13 protein-coding genes are annotated in these 16,946 nt (G+C 71.8%); 8 read left to right on the top strand and 5 right to left on the bottom strand.

Annotated elements, in window-relative coordinates; all coding sequences use genetic code 11:
* Positions 1-52: 52 nt before the first annotated feature.
* The 5 genes from ACH3VR_RS11115 to pflA all read left to right on the top strand — a co-directional run bounded on the left by ACH3VR_RS11115 (position 53) and on the right by pflA (position 6,611).
* Entirely contained in the window at positions 53-676 is a 624-nt protein-coding gene (locus ACH3VR_RS11115; RefSeq protein WP_396640850.1) for a hypothetical protein, read from the top strand.
* Between the two features lie 110 nt (positions 677-786).
* Positions 787-1,506 carry a DUF1775 domain-containing protein gene (locus tag ACH3VR_RS11110; RefSeq protein WP_396640849.1) on the top strand — a complete coding sequence of 240 codons (720 nt, stop codon included), beginning with the start codon at positions 787-789 and terminating at the stop codon, positions 1,504-1,506.
* Between the two features lie 80 nt (positions 1,507-1,586).
* Complete coding sequence (locus ACH3VR_RS11105) at positions 1,587-3,242, top strand: Mur ligase family protein (protein ID WP_396640848.1); 1,656 nt, start codon at positions 1,587-1,589, stop codon at positions 3,240-3,242.
* Between the two features lie 181 nt (positions 3,243-3,423).
* Positions 3,424-5,703, top strand: coding sequence for a formate C-acetyltransferase (gene pflB / locus ACH3VR_RS11100; RefSeq protein ID WP_396640847.1), 2,280 nt, complete (start codon positions 3,424-3,426; stop codon positions 5,701-5,703).
* A 5-nt stretch (positions 5,704-5,708) separates the two neighbouring features.
* Positions 5,709-6,611 (top strand): pyruvate formate-lyase-activating protein, encoded by a 903-nt coding sequence (gene pflA / locus ACH3VR_RS11095; protein WP_396640846.1) that lies wholly within the window; start codon positions 5,709-5,711, stop codon positions 6,609-6,611.
* 14 nt (positions 6,612-6,625) lie between these two features.
* Here pflA and dxr read toward each other — a convergent pair whose 3' ends face one another.
* Positions 6,626-7,711: a 1-deoxy-D-xylulose-5-phosphate reductoisomerase gene (dxr, locus tag ACH3VR_RS11090; protein ID WP_396640845.1), complete on the bottom strand. Its 1,086-nt coding sequence runs from the start codon at positions 7,709-7,711 to the stop codon at positions 6,626-6,628.
* Between the two features lie 63 nt (positions 7,712-7,774).
* A complete protein-coding gene (locus tag ACH3VR_RS11085; RefSeq protein ID WP_396640844.1) occupies positions 7,775-8,728 on the bottom strand; it encodes an FKBP-type peptidyl-prolyl cis-trans isomerase in 954 nt (317 codons plus the stop codon).
* A 113-nt stretch (positions 8,729-8,841) separates the two neighbouring features.
* On the opposite strand from ACH3VR_RS11085, the gene ACH3VR_RS11080 reads away from it, so the two are divergent.
* Positions 8,842-9,615: a lysophospholipid acyltransferase family protein gene (locus ACH3VR_RS11080; RefSeq protein WP_396640843.1), complete on the top strand. Its 774-nt coding sequence runs from the start codon at positions 8,842-8,844 to the stop codon at positions 9,613-9,615.
* Here the strand turns inward: ACH3VR_RS11080 and ACH3VR_RS11075 are convergent, their stop codons facing one another.
* A complete protein-coding gene (locus ACH3VR_RS11075; protein WP_396640842.1) occupies positions 9,616-10,101 on the bottom strand; it encodes an OsmC family protein in 486 nt (161 codons plus the stop codon).
* Positions 10,102-10,152: 51 nt separating this feature from the next.
* Here ACH3VR_RS11075 and ACH3VR_RS11070 point away from each other — a divergent pair, with 51 nt between their 5' ends.
* Together ACH3VR_RS11070 and ald are read left to right on the top strand one after the other, a co-directional pair.
* Positions 10,153-11,142, top strand: a complete 990-nt coding sequence (locus ACH3VR_RS11070; RefSeq protein WP_396640841.1) for an asparaginase — start codon at positions 10,153-10,155, stop codon at positions 11,140-11,142.
* 34 nt (positions 11,143-11,176) lie between these two features.
* Complete coding sequence (gene ald / locus ACH3VR_RS11065) at positions 11,177-12,292, top strand: alanine dehydrogenase (protein ID WP_396640840.1); 1,116 nt, start codon at positions 11,177-11,179, stop codon at positions 12,290-12,292.
* A gap of 136 nt (positions 12,293-12,428) precedes the next feature.
* Here ald and ACH3VR_RS11060 read toward each other — a convergent pair whose 3' ends face one another.
* Entirely contained in the window at positions 12,429-13,973 is a 1,545-nt protein-coding gene (locus ACH3VR_RS11060; RefSeq protein ID WP_396640839.1) for an APC family permease, read from the bottom strand.
* Between the two features lie 96 nt (positions 13,974-14,069).
* Positions 14,070-16,925 carry an FtsK/SpoIIIE domain-containing protein gene (locus tag ACH3VR_RS11055; RefSeq protein ID WP_396640838.1) on the bottom strand — a complete coding sequence of 952 codons (2,856 nt, stop codon included), beginning with the start codon at positions 16,923-16,925 and terminating at the stop codon, positions 14,070-14,072.
* Between the last annotated feature and the right edge of the window lie 21 nt (positions 16,926-16,946).

The following is a 16,946-nucleotide window of genomic DNA, read 5'->3' as shown; positions in this document are numbered from 1 at the left end:
CCCTTTGAGTTCGCCGTCAAGCCGCCGGGTGCGGTGAGAGGATGAGGGAACCATGCCCACCCGCCGCGACGCCACGCCTCCTCGCGTGGACCGGCGGGCCCCTCGTGCGGCACGGGCCGTGCGCGGCGTCGCGGCGGCATCCGTCGCCTCGCTCGTCGCCGCCACGGCACACACGCTCGCCGGCGGCGGCGCACCTCCACCGCTCCTCGTCGCGGCCGTCGTGCTGCTCGCGGCGCCCGTCGCCGTCGCGCTCGCGGGCCGCCGACTGGCGCTGTGGCGTCTCGCGCTGACGGTGATCGCGAGCCAGGTGCTCTTCCATCTCTCGTTCGCCGTCGCCGACGGCGCGACGGGCAGGTCGATCGGCCACCTCCACCACGCCGAGCTCATCGACCTGGCACCGGCACACGTCGCCGCGTGGCCTCCCGATCCGCTCATGATCGTCGGGCACGCCGTCGCGACCGCGATCACGATCGTCGCCCTCTACCGCGGCGAGCGGATGCTTCGCGCCCTCGCCCGCGGCATCCTGCGGCTCGTCCGCCACCCGGTCGAAGCCCCGCACGCCCACTTCCCGCGCTCACTCGCGCCCGTCACCGTCGCCGAGCCGGTCGTGCGCGTCTTCCTCACGTCGGAGATCTCGCGCAGGGGCCCGCCGGCCCCGCGTCTCGCGACGGCCTGAGCCGCCGCATCCCGAGACTCCGACGCCGCGCGCGCTGCGCCGCGTCGCCCTTCTTCGCGCCGCGACCGGCCGATGCCGCCGCGCGCACCGACGCAGAAAGACGCATCCGCATGACCATCTCCCGCACCCCTCGCCACGCCGCGCGCACGCCTCGCCGCCGCACCGCGCTCGCCTTCGTGGGGGTCGCCGCCGGCGCGGCCCTCGCCCTCGCGGCCCCGCTGGCCGCCTCGGCCCACGTCCACGTCGACCCCGCAACGGCACCCGCCGGCGCGAGCCAGACCCTCACGTTCTCGTTCTCGCACGGCTGCGACGGCTCGCCCACGACGGCGCTCGTGATCGACATCCCCGACGGCGTCGCCACGACGACTCCCGTCGTGCAGGGCGGCTGGACCATCCAGCGCGAGCTCGGTGCCGACGAGCAGCCGACAAGGGTCACCTTCACGAGCGACGCTCCCGTCGAGTCGGGGCTGCAGGCATCCGTCGCGCTCGTCGTGGCCTTCTCGAAGGATGCCGCGAACTCGACGGCCGCCTTCCCCGTGACGCAGGAGTGCGTCGACGGGTCGACGGCGTGGACGCAGATCGCCGCGGCCGGCGAGGATCCCGAGTCGCTCGACGCTCCCGCGCCCACGGTCGCCGTCGGCGACGCCGTCGCGACCGACGACGACGGGCACGCCGCCACGACAGACCACGCCGCCGCAGACGGCGCTTCCTCACACGAGTCGACCGAGGCAGCCGGCGACCCCGTCGCGAGGCTGATCGCCGGCGGCGCGCTCGCCGTCGCCGTCGGCGCGCTGGTCGTCGTGCTCGTGCGCGGCCGCCGGAGGGCGTGAGACCCGAGGGGGCGGGCGCGAGCCCGCCCCCTCCATATCGGCGGGACCGGGCGGCGCCTCGATGAGAGGATGGAGGCGACATGTCGACTGACGCGCCTTCGAACCTGCCCCCTGTTCTCCGCCCCGAGAACCCGCCCGCCCGTCCGCTTGCGGCGCTCGCCGATCGCTTCGCAACCGAGGTGCGCGGCGACGTCGCCGGCGTCGCCGTGAGCGGCGTCACGCTGGCGACCGCCGACCTCCGCCCCGGCGAGGCCTTCGTCGCGATCCGCGGCATCAATCGGCACGGCGCCGAGTTCTCCCGCGTCGCCGCCGAGAAGGGCGCCGTCGCGATCGTGACGGATGCCGCCGGGGCCGACATCGCCGAGGGCTCGGGGCTGCCTGTGCTCGTCGTCGACGATCCCCGCGCCCTGCTCGGCGACCTCTCGGCGTGGGTGTACGGCACGGGCCCCGACGACGCGCTGCCACTGCTGTTCGGCACCACCGGCACGAACGGCAAGACGAGCGTCTCGCACCTCCTCGAGGGCATCCTCGGCCAGCTCGGTGTCGTGACGGGCCTCTCGTCGACGGCGGAGCGGCACATCGCGGGCGAGGTCATCGTCTCGCGGCTGACGACGCCCGAGGCATCCGAGTTCCACGCCCTCCTCGCGCTCATGCGCGAGCGCGGTGTCGAGGCTGTCGCCGTCGAGGTCAGCGCGCAGGCGCTCAGCCGGCACCGCGTCGACGGCCTGCTGTTCGACGTCGCGGGCTTCACGAACCTCAGCCACGACCACCTCGACGACTACGCCGACATGCGCGAGTACTTCGAGGCGAAGCTGCCGCTGTTCCGCCCCGATCGCGCCCGTCGCGCCGTCATCTCGCTCGACTCGACGCCGGGCTTCGAGGTCGTCGAGCGCTGCGAGGTGCCGTACGTCACCGTCGGCACGCCCGCCATCGCGGCGGATCGGGATGCCGCGGCCGACGCCGACTGGACCGTCGAGATCCTCGACGAGCGCCCCCAGGGCACGCGCTTCCGCCTCGCGGCCAAGGACGGTCGGTCGCTCACGACGGTCGTCCCCGTCATCGGCCGGCATATGGCCGCCAACGCGGGCCTCGCGATCGTCATGATCCTCGAGGGCGGCTACGAGTGGGGCGCCCTCGTCGATGCGCTCGACGAGGGCCGCATCGAGGCCTACCTTCCGGGCCGGACGCAGCTCGTCTCCGGCGAGCGCGGACCCGCCGTCTACGTCGACTTCGGCCATTCCCCCGACGCATTCGAGAAGACACTCGCCGCCGTGCGGCGCGTGACGCCCGGCAAGGTGCTCATGCTCTTCGGCGCCGACGGCGACCGCGACGCGACCAAGCGGCACGACATGGGGCGAACCGCGGTCGAGGGGAGCGACATCCTGGTCGTCACCGACCACCACCCGCGCTTCGAAGACCCCGACTCGATCCGGGCGACCCTCCTCGAAGGCGCGCGGCGCGCACAGCCCGATGCCGAGATCCTCGAGTTCTCGCCCCCCGAGCGCGCCATCATCGAGGCCGTCCGCCTCGTCGGCGACGGAGACGCGATCCTGTGGGCCGGGCCCGGGCACCAGGACTATCGCGACATCCGCGGCATGCGCACCCCGTACTCGGCCCGAGAACTCGCCCGTCGTGCCCTCGCGGCGGAGGGCTGGCCCGTGCCGGAGCCTCACTGGCCGGTGCCGTATCCCGCCGACGAGACGCCGCTCTCCGACCCGACGCGGCCCGTCGACTGAGCCGAACCTGTGGTCTGACCACAAAGCCCGCCCCTCTCGCAGGGACGGGCTTTGTGCATCCCGTGCAGCTTTCGTCTGTGGTCTGACCACAGGGATAGCGTGATCTCAGCGCGCCGGACATTGCCCCCTCAGTGAGGGGCTCGCCCGGCGCGCACTGTCTTCTCTGAGGAAGGAACGGATCATGGGCGCTCTCCGCACGGCTGCTGCACAGGACTCAAGGGAGCGCTCGGATACGCCCCCGGTCGAGTGGGACGGATTCGCCCCGGGTCCCTGGCAGGACGCCGTCGACGTCCGGGACTTCATCCAGCGCAACTACGCGCCCTACACGGGAGACGGCGCCTTCCTCGCGGGTCCGACTCCGCGCACGACGCGGCTATGGGGCATCCTGACCGCGATGTTCCCCTCCGAGCGCGAGCGCGGCGTCTACGACGTCGACCCGCACACGCCCGCCGGCATCACGGCCCACACCCCCGGCTACATCTGCATCGAAGACGAGCTCATCGTGGGTCTGCAGACCGATGCTCCGCTCAAGCGCGCGATCATGCCGAACGGCGGCTGGCGCATGGTCGAAGGCGCCCTCGACACATACGGCTACGAGGTCGACGAAGAGGTGCGCCGCATCTACACGTACCGCAAGACCCACAACGAGGGCGTCTTCGACGTCTATCCGCCGTCCGTGCGCAAGGCCCGCAGCTCGCACGTCATCACGGGCCTGCCCGACGCCTATGGCCGCGGCCGCATCATCGGCGATTACCGCCGGGTCGCGCTCTACGGCGTCGACGCCCTCATCGACGCGAAGAAGCTCGACAAGCTCACCCTCGACACGGCTCCGTTCGGCGAGGAGGTCGTGCGGCAGCGCGAGGAGCACGCCGAGCAGCTGCGTGCTCTCGCCGAGCTCAAGGAGATGGCCGCCTCGTACGGGTTCGACATCTCGCGGCCGGCTCACACCGCCCGCGAGGCCGTGCAATGGCTTTACTTCGCCTACCTCGCGGCCGTGAAGGAGCAGAACGGCGCCGCGATGTCGCTCGGCCGCACGTCGACCTTCCTCGACATTTTCATCGAGCGCGACCTCGCCGCCGGCACGCTGACCGAGGCCGAGGCACAGGAGATCATCGACGACTTCGTCATCAAGCTGCGCATCGTCCGGTTCCTCCGCACGCCCGAGTACGACGCCCTGTTCTCCGGCGATCCGACGTGGGTGACCGAGACGATCGGCGGCATGGGCGAGGACGGCCGACCGCTCGTCACGAAGAACTCGTTCCGCTACCTGCAGACGCTCTACAACCTGGGCCCCGCGCCCGAGCCGAACATGACGGTCTTGTGGAGCCCGTCTCTGCCTAAGGGGTTCAAGGACTACTGCGCGCGGGTCTCCATCGACACGTCGGCCGTGCAGTACGAGTCCGACGAGCTGATCCGCGCCGCGTGGGGCGACGATGCGGCGATCGCCTGCTGCGTCTCGCCCATGCGCGTCGGCAAACAGATGCAGTTCTTCGGCGCACGCGTCAACCTCGCCAAGACGCTCCTCTACGCGATCAACGGCGGTCGCGACGAGGTGACGGGCAAGCTGGTCTCCCCCGCCGAGCCGCCCGTCGGCGACGGTCCGCTCGAGTTCGACGACGTCATGGCGCGCTTCGACCGCACGATGGACTGGCTCGCGGCGACATACGTCGAGGCGCTCAACTGCATCCACTGGTCGCACGACAAGTACGCGTACGAGCGCATCGAGATGGCGCTCCACGACAAGGACGTGCTGCGCACGATGGCGTGCGGCATCGCCGGGCTCTCCGTCGCGACCGACTCGCTGTCGGCGATCAAGTACGCGACAGTCACCCCGGTGCGCGACGAGCGCGGCATCGTCGTCGACTACACGACGGAGGGCGCGTTCCCCGTTTACGGCAACGACGACGACCGTGCCGACGCGATCGCCGTGGACCTCGTCGAGCGCTTCATGGCCAAGGTGCGCACGCACCCCATGTACCGCGACGCCGTCGCCACCCAGTCGGTCCTGACGATCACCTCGAACGTCGTGTACGGCAAGGCGACGGGCTCCACACCCGACGGCCGTCGCGCAGGCGAGCCGTTCGCGCCGGGCGCGAACCCCATGAACGGACGCGACACGCACGGGATGCTGGCATCCGCGCTCTCCGTCGCGAAGCTGCCGTACGACCAGGCGCAGGACGGCATCTCGCTCACCAACACCGTCGTGCCCGCCGGTCTCGGACGCACGCCGGACGAGCGGGTCGCCAACCTGACGGGTCTGCTCGACGCCTACATCGGGTCGAGGGGGTACCACATGAACGTCAACGTGTTGAACCGGGAGACGCTGGTGGACGCCATGGAGCACCCGGAGGACTACCCGCAGCTGACGATCCGCGTCTCGGGGTACGCCGTCAACTTCGTGCGCCTGACCCGCGAGCAGCAGCTCGACGTGCTCTCCCGCACGTTCCACGAGGCGGTGTGACGACCATGGCGCTCCCCCTGGCGCCGTCGCCGCTCCCGCATGCCGCAGTGCGGCTCGACGCGCCGCTGCAGATCGACCGGCGCCGGGCGGATGCGGGTCTCGACGGGCTCGAGATCGCCGACGTGCCACGCGCCGAGCGACTCGCAGCGATGCGCGAGGGACGGTTGGGCTCGCTGCACTCGTGGGAACTCGTGACGGCGGTCGACGGACCCGGAACCCGCATGACCGTGTTCCTCGCCGGCTGCCCGCTGCGGTGCCTCTACTGCCACAACCCCGACACGCTCGCGATGCGCGACGGGCATCCCGTCCTCGCCGAGGAGGTGCTCGCGCGCATCGCGCGCTACGCCCCGATCTTCCGCGCGACGAGCGGCGGCATCACGCTGTCGGGTGGCGAGGTGCTCATGCAGCCCGGCTTCGCGGCGCGACTCCTCCGCGGCGCGAAGGAGCTGGGTGTGCACACGGCCCTCGACACGTCGGGCTACCTCGGCGCCCACGCGACCGACGCGATGCTCGACGACACCGACCTCGTGCTGCTCGATGTGAAGTCGGGCGACCCCGACACGTATCGGCACGTCACGGGCCGCGACCTCGAGCCGACGCTCGAGTTCGGTGAGCGCATCGCCCGCCGCGCGAGCGGCCCGGAGCTGTGGATCCGGTTCGTGCTCGTGCCCGGGCTGACCGACGATCCGCACAACGTCGAGATCGTCGCCGACTACGCCGCCTCGCTGGAGCGCATCCGGCCCGGGGCCGTGGCGCGTGTCGAAGTGCTGCCGTTCCATCAGATGGGCCGCGCGAAGTGGGAGGCGATCGGGCGCCCCTACGAGCTCGGCGACACGCAGCCTCCCGCGCCCGAGCTGACCGAGCAGGTGCGCGAGGTGTTCCGCGCGCGGGGCCTCACGACCTGCTGACGAGCGGCCCCTGCCTACTGGCGAGCGGCGATCGCCCGGTCTGCGGCATCCCTCGCCCACGACTCCGCCGCGGCGAGCGACTCGCGCGTGAGCTGGGCGGGGGCCTCGTGCGCGTCGACGACGCGCTCGATCGTCTCCACGATGCCGGGGAACGAGAGCGCCCCCTCGTGGAAGGCGTCGACCGCCTGCTCGTTGGCCGCGTTGAAGACCGCCGGGAACGTGCCGCCGGCGACTCCGACCTGCTTCGCGAGCCGGACCGACGGGAACGCGCGCTCATCGAGGGGCTCGAAGGTCCAGGATGTCGCAGTCGACCAGTCCAGCGGACGTCCGACGCCCGCGACGCGGCGAGGCCAGTCCAGTCCGAGCGAGATCGGCAGCCGCATGTCGGGCGGCGAGGCCTGCGCGATCGTCGAGCCGTCGCTGAACTCGACCATCGAGTGGACGATCGACTGCGGGTGCACGACGACGTCGATGTGGTCGAACGGCACGTCGAACAGCAGATGCGCCTCGATGACCTCGAGGCCCTTGTTCACGAGCGTCGCCGAGTTGGTCGTGACGACGCGGCCCATGTCCCAGGTCGGGTGGGCCAAGGCCTCGGCGGGCGTGACGTCGACGAGCGACTCGCGCGTCCGGCCGCGGAACGGACCGCCGGATGCCGTCAGCACGAGCCTGCGCACCTCTTCCGGCGCCCCCGCCCGCAGCGCCTGCGCGATGGCGGAGTGCTCGGAGTCGACGGGCACGATCTGGCCCGGCTGCGCCCGGTCGGTCACGAGGTGGCCGCCGACGATGAGCGACTCCTTGTTGGCGAGCGCGAGCGTGCGCCCGCACTCGAGCGCCGCGAGGGTCGGGCCGAGGCCGACCGAGCCCGTGATGCCGTTCAGGACCACGTCGGTCTCGACGTCGCGGACGAGCTGCTCCGCCTCGGCGGCGCCGATCGCCGTGTCGTCGACGTCGAACTCGTCGGCCTGCGCCGCGAGAAGGTCACGATTGGAGCCGGCCGCGAGGCCCACGACCTCGAAGCGCCCGGGGTTGGCCCGGATCACATCGAGAGCCTGGGTGCCGATCGATCCGGTGGAGCCGAGGATGAGGACGCGCCGCACCCCGTCAGCCTAGACGCCGGGAGCCCGCCACCGTGAGGTGACGGGCTCCCGTGCGAGAAGGTGTTACTGCGCCGCGGGCTTGGCGGCCGCGAGGATGTCGACGACGAACACGAGCGTCTGGCCCGTCAGGTCGGACTCGTTGATCTCGCCCTCGCCGTAGGCGGCGGAGGGGGGCAGGACCGCGATGACCTGCGAGCCGACCGTCTCACCCGTCACGGCGTCGGAGAAGCCCTGCACGACGCCGCTTCCGACCGTGAAGGTGAAGGGCTGCTTGCCCCACGACTGGTCGAACACGTCGCCCGAGTTCCACGAGACGCCGTGGTACTGCACGAGCACCGAGTCGCCGGCCTCGACGACCGCGCCGTCGCCCTTCTTGAGCGTCGCCTTCTTGAACTCGGTGGGCATGTCGCCGTCGGGCAGTGTCACGGTCGGGGAGCCGTCCTTGGCGGTCTCCACCGTGGGCATGCCGTCGACGGGCGCCTGCGGGTCGCCCCACGCGGCCGACGGGACGGTGCCGAACACGTCGATGACGTACACCTGCGCGGGCGTGCCCTGGTCTTCGGACGCCGGGAAGGTCACGGCGTAGCGCGAGCCGGGCTTGGCGCAGCCGACGACCTGGCCGAGCGCGCTGTCCGGCGAGATCTGCTGCGGGAGGAGGTCGTTGTTGTAGCCCTGCGCGCCGAGCTTCTCCCCGGTCTCGGCGTTGTACGCCGACAGCGCGAACTGCACGATGTCACCGGCCTGGAGCGGGTCGCCCGAGCCCTCGGCGATCTGCGTCGACTGCAGGTCTTCCACCGTGAGGGGGAATGTGAAGCTGGCAGTCGACTCGGTTCCCGGGTCTCCCGTCACGGTGACGGCCTCGGACGCGGCACCAGAAGCGACCTGGGCGCTGCACAGATCGGCGGACGCGCTGGCCGAGGGCGACGCCTCGGATTCCGACGGAGAGGCCGAGCAGCCGGCCAGGATCAGCGCCGAGAGTGCGGCGACGGACAGGAGAGCGAGCGGGCGTGTGCGCACGGAAAGACCTCTGTGTAGAGAAGGGGACTCTCCATCTTGCCCTGACTTTCCTAGGTCCGCGCTGGGAAACGGCCATGCCATCGGGGGAATAGACCGGGGAGTACCCTCTACGGGTGACTTCTGCGGAGACCTCCGACATCCCCTCGACCGACGAGGCTCCGTCGCCGACCGGCATCGGCTTGACCTACGCCGTAGGCCGGATGATCCTGTCACCGCTCGGCCGGCTCATCTACCGTCCGCACATCGAGGGCAAGGCCAACGTGCCGAGATCGGGCGCCGTCATCTTCGCGAGCAACCATCTCTCGTTCATCGATTCGATCGCGATCCCCGTCGTGGCGCCGCGACCCGTCCACTTCCTGGCGAAGGCGGCCTACTTCGACGGCAAGGGCTTCTCCGGCTGGCTCTCGCGCGAGTTCTTCACGGCGATCGGCGCGATCCCCGTCAAGCGCGGCGCGGGCCAGGCCGCCCTGGATGCGCTCGACCAGCAGCGCCAGCTCCTCGACGAGGGACGCGCCGTCGCCCTCTACCCCGAGGGCACGCGCTCTCTGGACGGACGGCTCTACAAGGGCCGTACCGGAGTCGCCTTCCTCGCGCTCCAGACGGGTGCCCCCGTCGTTCCGGTGGGGCTCATCGGCACCGACCGCGTCATGCCGGTCGGAGCGAAGATGCCCTCGCTGAAGGAGAAGGTCACGGTGCGCTTCGGCGAGCCGCTCGACCTCTCGCATCACGGCACCGCCGACTCGGGCAAGGCGCGCCGTCTCGCGACCGACGAGATCATGGCGGCGATCCACGCCCTGTCGGAGCAGGAGCTCGCGAACGCCTACAACGAGGCGCCCGCGCACGGCATCGACCGCATCAAGCAGGTGCTCCCGCACGAGCGCCGATGATCACGCCCCCGGCGTGCGGGCGACCGTGATGGTCGGCTCGTGCAGCACGGGGAAGTTCACCGAGTTGGCGATGAAGCACCAGGCGTGCGCCTGCACATGAGCGGCGGTCGCGGCATCCCTCATCGACTCATCGGCGATCGTGACGTGCGGACGCAGCACCACCTGAGTGAATCGCCCCCCGCCGCGGCCGTCTTCGACCATCAGACCGGATGCCTCGTCGCGGTAGCCGACGACGACGACCCCGGCCTGCACGCAAGCGTGCAGGTAGGAGAGCAAGTGGCACTCGCTGAGGGCCGCGACGAGCATGTCCTCGGGGTTCCACTTCGACGGGTCGCCGCGGAACGGCTTGTCGCTCGAGGCGTGCATCGCGGGCTTGCCCGGGATCTCGATCGTCGCGGACCGGTCGTAGTCGCGGTAGCCGCTCGTACCCGACCCTCGGTTGCCGGTCCAGGTGGTGTGCAGATGGTACCGGTGCTCGCCGAACATGCGGACAGTCTGTCACGGAGAACGACCGCCGCCCGACGGTAGGCTGGCGGGGTGCCGCAGACCTTCGCCGCAGCCGCAGCCGTCGAGCTCGCCGTCGTGGAACGCAGCGGCTTCGTCGAGTCGCGGCACTCCGGGTCGGCGATCGTGCTCTCGCCCGACGGCGTGGTCGTCGAGCGACTCGGCGATGTGACCGCGCCGATCCTTCCCCGGTCGAGCCTCAAGCCGGTCCAGGCGCTCGCGTGCCTCACGGCGGGCGCTCCGCTCGAGGACGAGCGACTCGGGCTCGCGACCGCGAGCCACACGGGCACCGATCGCCATGTCTCAGTCGTCCGGGACATCCTCGACGCCGCCCGGCTCGGCGAAGAGGATCTCGCGTGCCCGCCGGCGTGGCCGACCGATCAGAGCGCCCGCGACGAGATGGTGCGCGACCACTACGAGCCCGCCCGCATCCGCATGAACTGCTCGGGAAAGCACGCCGCGATGCTGCTGACCTGCTCGGTCGCCGGCTGGGATCATCGCGGCTACCTCGACCCCGAGCATCCCCTCCAGGTGCACATCCGCGACGTCGTCGAGCGACTCATCGGCGAGAAGGCGTCGGCGACGGCGATCGACGGATGCGGCGCCCCCGTCTACGCCATGAGCCTTTCGGGTCTCGCGAAGGCCATCCATCGCATCGGCACGGCCTCGCTGACCTCCCCCTTCGCGCTGCACCGCTCCGCCGGCACGCTCGTGCGCGCCGTGCGCGAGCACCCATGGACGATCGAGGGTCCGGGACGTCCCGACACGGTCGTCACGGAGCGCCTCGGCGTGTTCGCGAAGACCGGCGCCGAGGGTGTGCTCGTGATGGTGGCTCCGAACGGCACGACCGTCGCGCTGAAGATGCTCGACGGCAGCGGCCGCGCCGCCACTGCCGTCGCGCTGCGGCTGCTCGAGCGCGCGGGGGCGCTCTCGTCGGCCGACGTGTCCGACACCATGACGAGGCTTCCGCTGTCGGTCTCCGGCGGCGGCCGCGATGTCGGGGCGATCCGCCCCGCCTTCTAGCACTGCTCCCACAAGGAGCCGAAAGGAGCGATCGATGAGGATCTGCGTACCCACCGAGGTCAAGAACAACGAGTACCGCGTCGCGCTGACGCCGTCGGGCGTCCACGACCTCGCCGCCGCCGGACACGAGGTGTTCGTGCAGCGCGGCGCCGGAGCCGGGTCGTCGATGCCGGACGCCGAGTACGAGGACGCCGGTGCGACGCTCCTCGACGATGCTGCCGAGGTCTGGGCCCGCGCGGAACTGCTCCTCAAGGTGAAGGAGCCGATCTCGAGCGAGTACGGCTACTTCCGCGACGATCTCGTGCTCTTCACGTATCTGCACCTCGCCGCCGACCGGCCGCTCACGGACCGGCTCGTCGCCGATGGCGTGACCGCCATCGCGTACGAGACGGTGCAGCTTGCCGGAGGCGGGCTGCCGCTCCTGGCGCCCATGAGCGAGGTCGCGGGCCGGCTCGCGCCGACGGTCGGCGCCGCGACGCTGATGCGATCGGCGGGCGGGCTCGGGCTGCTCATGTCCGGCGTGCCGGGCACTCGATCCGCTCGCGTGACGGTGATCGGCGGCGGCGTCGCCGGCGCGAACGCCGCGGTCATCGCGGTGGGCCTCGGCGCCGACGTGACGGTGTTCGACACCAACGTGCAGCGGCTGCGCTACCTCGACGACCACTTCCAGGGTCGCGTCAAGACCGCGGCATCCAATCCGCTCGACCTCGACCGCGCCGTCGTCGAATCCGATCTCGTGATCGGATCGGTGCTGATCCCCGGGGCGAAGGCGCCCAAGCTCGTGACGAACGACATGGTGAGTCGCATGCGCCCGGGCAGCGTGCTCGTGGACATCGCGGTCGACCAGGGCGGCTGCTTCGAGGACACCCACCCCACGACCCACGCCGATCCGACGTTCCCCGTGCACGGCAGCATCTTCTACTGCGTCGCGAACATGCCCGGAGCCGTGCCCAACACCTCGACGTCGGCGCTCACCAACGCGACGCTCCCCTACATCCGGCAGATCGCGCGGCGGGGGTGGAAGGACGCGCTGCGCGCCGACGCGGCGCTCGCGGCGGGTCTCAACACGGTCGGCGGAGCGATCGTGAACGCGGGCGTCGCGACGGCGCACGGACTCGAGCTCGCGCCCCTCGCCGACGCGCTGGCCTGACCCGCGCGGTTCGACCTCAGCGGCTCCCGCCTCCCTTCGGGGATGCGGGAGCCGCTCGCGTTCGCGCGCCGGCGCGGTTCAGGCGAGCCCGTCCCGGCCGCCGCCGCTCAGGCGAGCCCGTCGCGGCCGCCGCCGCTCAGGCGAGCCCGCCGTCGACCGAGCGGCTGAACTCCGCTGGGTCCTCCGGGACGAGCACGGGCGTCTGCTCGTTGAGGCTCTCACCGCGGAAGAACGCTTTGGCCCGCGGGAAGAAGAACCACAGGAGCATGAGAAGCACGCCGAGAGCGAGTGCGCCGATGCCCATGACGAACGAGCCGCCGACGCCGAGGAGCACCGAATAGCCGTAGTCGGGGTCGAACATGTCGATCGCCGACCGGACGAACGCGTAGGTGAGCATGAGGGCGCCGAGCAGGGGGAAGAAGAACTTGTAGAAGAAGCTCCTCGCCGACGTGAACAGCTCGCGACGGTAGTACCACACGCAGGCGTACCCGGTGATGGCGTAGTAGAACGCGATCGCGAGCCCGAGCGAGAGGATCGAGTCCTGCAGGATGTTGTCGTTGATGAGCGTGAACCCGACGTAGTAGACGATCGCGACGACACCCATGACGAGTGTCGAGAACGACGGGGTCTTGTAAGCGGGGTGCACGTGCGCGAACCGCTTGGGCAGCGCCTTGTAGGCCGCCATCGCGAGCGTGCCGCGGGCGGTGGGGAGGATCGTGGTCTGGGTCGATGAGATCGCCGAGATCATCACGGCGACGACGAGCAGCCAGCCGAGCGGTCCGAGGAGGCCGTCCTTGATGCCGAGGAAGAAGTCGTCGGCATTCGCCTCGTTTCCCAGACCCGTGCCGGTGTCGCCGAGGCCGGCGTACATCATGGCGGCGACGGTGACGCCGACGTAGGTGATGAGCAGGATGACGGTCGTCAGCAGCGCGGCACGCCCCGGGATGCGCTTGGGATCCTTCGTCTCCTCGTTCAGCGCGAGGCACGTGTCCCATCCCCAGTAGATGAACAGCGCGAGCAGGATCGCCTCGATGAACCCGCTCGAGTCCGTGAAGCCGAACGGGTTGAACCACGACCACTCGAACGGCGTGGGGTCGGGCGCCGAGCCCGTGAAGAACTGCCACAGTGCGGCGACGACGAAGATCGCGAGGGCGAGGTACTGGATGCCGAGCAGCACGTTCTGGATGCGCTCGCCGATCTCGACGCCGCGCCACGACACCCATGTCATGGCGGCGATGAAGATCACGCCGACGAGGATGACCCGCCAGTCGTTGTTGGCCTCGAACTCCACGCCGAAGAGGTTCCAGAAGTAGATCGACGCGATCTGTGCGAGGTTGGCCAGCACGACCATGCCTGCGACGGCGACGCCCCAGCCCCCCATCCAGCCGACCCAGGGCCCGAACGCCTTGGTCCCCCAGGTGAAGGTCGTGCCGCAGTCGGGCACTTCGTTGTTGAGCTCGCGATAGGCGAACGCGATGAAGAGCATCGGGATGAAGGCGATGATGAAGGCGATGGGCGCCTGGGCGCCGACCGCCAGCACGACGAAGCCGAGGGTGGCGACCAGGGAGTAGACGGGTGCCGTCGATGCGAGCCCGATGACGGTCGAGCCGAACAGTCCGAGCGCGCCCGCCTTGAGCCCCTTCCCGTCGGGTCGGTCGAGGTTTATCGGGGTAGTTGACACATGGTGAAACGTAGGCGTCCCTCTCGTGAACGGTCAAGAGCCCGTCATCACCGCGGTGCGAGGTGTCGCGTGCGCGGCCCCCGCCCGGACGATCCGTCATGCCGCGCCGCCGGGGTCGAGCGGGGGCAGCGTGATCCGCGCCGCGGGAAGCGCATCGCGGCACAGCCACGCGCGCGATCTTCCGGGTGCGCAGTACGGCGGCAGGGCGCGGTCGGCGCTCAACGCGCGGAAGTCGGCCGCGACGGAGCTGTCGATGACGAGCGCGTGCCGGCTGCGGACGGCCGTGAGCGTCTGCCACTGGCGCTGCCAGTCCTCCGCGTCGCCGACGAGCACGAGCCGGTCGCGGATGTCGGCGCCGCCAGGCGGGCCTTCCCCGAGATCGGAGAGCACCGCCTCGTCGCCGACCCGCGCGATCCGCGCTCCCGCCTCCTCCCACGCCGTGAGCGCGGCCCTCGCGGCAGGCGACCTCCGCGCGGCGAACCCGGTGACCCCGTCGACGGGGAACCACGCGGCCCGCGCGGTCTCTGGAGTCGCAGGCAGTGGCGGACCGACCGCGATCTGCACGGCTCGTCCGCCCAGCCTCGCGCGACCCGGCGGCTGATCCGGGCTGAAGTGCGCCGCGTCTCCGCCGAGCGCGAGATACTCCGAGCGCGTCGACGCGCCGAGGACGACGCGGCGCGGCAGCAGCTCGCCGATCCGCCCCGCCGCCCCGGTCAGGCGCTGCGCGGACGCCGCCACGAAGACGCCCAGGTCGCCGGCCGTGCGCACGACCCGCTCGAGCCGGTCGTGCAGCTCGGCGGCGTAGTCGTGCGGGAAGCGCGCGGCGAGCGCATCGAGGTCGTCGAGCACGACGAGCGTGCCCCGGGGCGGCGGCGCATCGCACAGGCGCGCGACGGCGTCCCAGGCCTCCTCGGCGTCGGCGGGCACGACGATCCGGCGATCGGCCTGCGCCGCGAGCGTGCGCAGCGCCGTGGACTTGCCCGTGCCCGCGGCACCCACGACGAGGACACCGCGATCGTCCGCCATGATCGCGGCGGGCACCTGGCGCTGCCGGTCGGGCTCGTCCGCGAGCCCGAGGATCAGCCCGCCGCCCTCGGCCGGTGGCAGCTCGGCGAGGTCGATCCGGCGCGGAAGGTCGGGCAGCCACGGCCGGCGAGGAAGATGCCCGTCGGCCGTCGCGGCCGCGGCCAGGACGTCGCCGGGTGAGGACAGCGCGACCCGGACCCGCCGTGGCACGGCATCCCCTGCGCGACGCACGAGCGCGACGCCACGACCCGCTTCACCTCCGGCGAGGCCCGCGGCCTCGTCGGAGCCGATCACGGCCCGACTGTCGGCGGCGTCCGCGACACGAAGGCTCACCCGCAGCGGGCAGTTGGCCAGCAGCGCGTCGCGCACGACGCCCGACACGCGCTGCGTGCCGAGCACGAGATGCACCCCGAGGGCTCGGCCGCGCGCCGCGATGTCGGTGAAGACGGCGTGCAGCTCGGGGTGATCTCCGAGCAGCGCCGCGAACTCGTCGACCACGACGACGAGCCTCGGCAGCTCCACACGGGGATCGAGGATGTCGCGCGCACCCGCGCGGGCGAGCTCGCCCTCGCGCCACCGCACCTCCGCGCGCAGGCTCTCCAGCGCCCGGCGCGCGCCCGCACCGTCGAGATCGGTGATGACGCCGGTCACATGCGGGAGGTCGGCGAGCGCGTCGAAGGCCGTCCCTCCCTTGAAGTCGGCGAGCAGGAAGCTCACCTCCCGCGGCGAGCGCGTCGCGCACAGCGCGAGCACCCACGTGATGAGCAGCTCGCTCTTTCCCGTGCCGGTCATCCCGGCGACCACGGCATGCGGACCGTCGGCGACGAGATCCACGATCGCCGGAGCGCCGTTCTCGCGGCCGATCACGGCCGCCAGCCCCGTCGACGGCGCATCGGAGAGGAGGTCGGTCAGCGCGACCGGCGGCGCTGCCGCTGCGAGCGCGCCGGGAAGACCCGACGCCCGCTCCTCGAGCCGCTCCGCCGCGATGAGCGCCTGCGCAAGCGAGACGCCCTCGACCGCGAGGTCGACGACCTCGCCACCGGCGTCGAGCCGCGCGCGGCCGGGCGACGCGACCGTCAGGACCGCGGCGCAGCCGGTCGGTGCCGGCGCCGCGGGATCGCCGCGCACGATCGCCGCCTCGGCCTCGGGTGGCCATGCGTCCCCCGCTGCGACGATCGCGAGGGCGGTGCCCGTCGCGGCGCGCCGATGCGGCAACTGCTCCGCCCACGCGTCGTCGGGATGCAGCGTCCCGACGATCCGCAGCTCGCCGGGCGGGCTCGCGAGGCACGCCTGCAGCACGAGCGCTCGCGACACCGCGACCGCGAGCGCGGGTCGCGCGACCACCGCGATGCCGCCGGCCGCGGGCACGCAGACGGGCACATCGCGCACGGTGCGCGCGCGACGACGCAGCGCGACGCTGCGCTCGTCGGCGCCGCCGCCCGTCACCTGGAGCCCGCTGGGCGACGAGCCCGAACCCACGACGATCATCTCGGCGCGCCCGGGTGAGGGGCGCCAGATCTCTGCCTCGCCGGCGAAGAAGCCGTTCACGTCGGGATGCCGCGCACGCCGTCTCGCGCGTTCGCGATCGTGGCGGGCGTCGATGGCGGAGCCGACCCGATCGTGCGCGGCATCCGCATCGACCGCCGCCTTGCGACCGTCCCGCCGCGACGCGCGCAGGCCGTCGAGGAGCGTCGCACCCGCGATGAGCGGACCGAGCAGCGCGAGCCACAGCGACAGCATCGACCCCGTCACGAGCCACAGCACGACGGCTCCGGCCAGCGGCACCGTCATCGCGAGGATCGGCACCGGCGGGCGGCCGTGCGGAGTCCGTTCGGGCGGGAGTGCGAGCGGCTCGTCGACGAGATCGGCGAACGACACGTCGCCCGCGGTGAAGGGGGCGGCACCGGGTGCGAGCGGAAGCGGCATCCCGTCAGTCAACGCGCGACG

This window comes from Microbacterium alkaliflavum (assembly GCF_044325405.1).
GTDB lineage: Bacteria > Actinomycetota > Actinomycetes > Actinomycetales > Microbacteriaceae > Microbacterium > Microbacterium alkaliflavum.
Note: the sequence above shows the minus strand (reverse complement) of the source record. Positions and strands in the feature narration are given on the sequence as shown.

Coding starts and splice junctions, on each gene's coding strand:
- ACH3VR_RS11105 (WP_396640848.1), top strand. CDS start 1,587: ATGTCGACTGACGCGCCTTCGAACCTGCCCCCTGTTCTCCGCCCCGAG.
- pflB (WP_396640847.1), top strand. CDS start 3,424: ATGGGCGCTCTCCGCACGGCTGCTGCACAGGACTCAAGGGAGCGCTCG.
- pflA (WP_396640846.1), top strand. CDS start 5,709: ATGGCGCTCCCCCTGGCGCCGTCGCCGCTCCCGCATGCCGCAGTGCGG.
- ACH3VR_RS11115 (WP_396640850.1), top strand. CDS start 53: ATGCCCACCCGCCGCGACGCCACGCCTCCTCGCGTGGACCGGCGGGCC.
- ACH3VR_RS11075 (WP_396640842.1), bottom strand. CDS start 10,101: ATGTTCGGCGAGCACCGGTACCATCTGCACACCACCTGGACCGGCAAC.
- ald (WP_396640840.1), top strand. CDS start 11,177: ATGAGGATCTGCGTACCCACCGAGGTCAAGAACAACGAGTACCGCGTC.
- ACH3VR_RS11055 (WP_396640838.1), bottom strand. CDS start 16,925: ATGCCGCTTCCGCTCGCACCCGGTGCCGCCCCCTTCACCGCGGGCGAC.
- ACH3VR_RS11110 (WP_396640849.1), top strand. CDS start 787: ATGACCATCTCCCGCACCCCTCGCCACGCCGCGCGCACGCCTCGCCGC.